Origin of the sequence: Pseudomonas sp. NFPP25 (assembly GCF_900116505.1) — a bacterium.
GTDB lineage: Bacteria > Pseudomonadota > Gammaproteobacteria > Pseudomonadales > Pseudomonadaceae > Aquipseudomonas > Aquipseudomonas protegens.
In genome coordinates this window covers 1-1,452 of record NZ_FPBG01000019.1, presented here as the reverse complement: position 1 = coordinate 1,452, position 1,452 = coordinate 1, and the positions used below count along the sequence as shown (strand labels likewise).

Here is a 1,452-nt window from a genome sequence, read left to right as displayed (position 1 = left end):
GGTGCTCGGGCTGGCTGCAATGCTCGATCAGCGCCTTGAGTTCCCGGGCGTAGTCATCCGCCAGGTGCTCGATGGTGGCGGTATCGAACATCGCCTGGCTGAAGGTCCAGCCCAGCTTCAATTGGCCGCCATAGACCTGGCCATTGATGCTCAGCCAGTTGCCCAGCGGAGCCTGGGCGCCTTGATCGGCACCCTTGGCTTCGGCGCTGGGGGCAAACCAGGCATCCGGCTCATCGAAGCTGCCATCGAACTGGCCCAGGTAGTTGAAGGTGATGCGTGGCACCGCCAATGCCGCGAGGGTCTGTTGCGCCGCTTCGTCCCCCAGGTAGCGCAGGGCACCAAAGCCGATGCCCTTGTTGGGCACGGCCCGCAGCTGTTCCTTGATGAGCTTGATCGAGTCGGCCAGGGCCGGCTGCGGCGTCAGCTTCACCGGGAACACGCTGGTGAACCAGCCCACGGTGCGGCTCAGGTCGATGCTGTCGAACAGCTCTTCGCGGCCGTGGCCTTCCAGTTGCACCAGGGCGCTGCTGTCGCCGGTCCAGCGGGTAATGACCCGGGCCAGGGCGGTGAGCAGCAGATCGTTGATCTGGGTGCGATAGGCCGCCGGCGCATCCTGCAACAGGCGCTGGGTATAGCTTGGGTCCAGCTCGGTGCTGACACTCCTGGCATCCTTGATCACCACCTGATCCGTTGCCCGGTCGCAGGGCAGGCCCGACTCCACGTCCTGCAACTGCGCCTGCCAGTAACCCAGCTCTTGCTGCAGCGCCGCGCTGCGGGCATAGGCTTGCAACTGGCCGGCCCAGGCCTGGGAAGAGCTGGTCTTGGCCGGCAGCTTGATGGTTTGCCCGGCGGCCTGCTGTACCAGGGCCTGATGCAGGTCCTCCAGCAGCACCCGCCAGGACACCCCGTCCACCACCAGGTGATGGATGGCCAGCAGCAGGCGCTGGGTGCCATCACGCAACGTGAAGAGCACGGCACGCAACAAAGGCCCCTGTTGCAGATCGAGGCTGCGTTGCGCGGTATCGCACAGGGCTTGCAACGAATCTTCAGTGGCGTCGTCCGCCAGCCACAGCAGCGCATCGGCCTGCGTCGCCGCCAACGGTGCCGCAGTCACCTGCCCCAGCGAGGCATAAGTCGCGACCCAGGCTGCGCCTTCTTCGACAAACTTCAGGCGCAGGCCGTCGTGGTGTTCGAGCAAGGCTTGCAAGCCCTGCTGCAGTGCCTCGGCACTCAGAGGCTTCAGCGGCTTGAGCAGCACCGACTGGTTCCAGTGGTGCCGTTCCGGCACCGGGGTGTCGAAGAACCACTGCTGGATCGGCAGCAGCGCCATCTGGCCACGCACCGGGCCCTGGTCGACCTGCAAACCGCCCTCGCCCTGCTCCGCCACCGTGGCCAGCCCCTGCACCGTCTGGTGCTGGAACAGGTCCTTGGGGGTGAAGCGGATACCGGCCT

1 protein-coding gene is annotated in these 1,452 nt (G+C 66.0%); it reads right to left on the bottom strand.

The features are described from left to right. Positions 1-1,452, bottom strand: a 1,452-nt coding sequence (locus BM382_RS31385; RefSeq protein ID WP_239690447.1) for a condensation domain-containing protein, incomplete at both ends; no start/stop codon positions are given.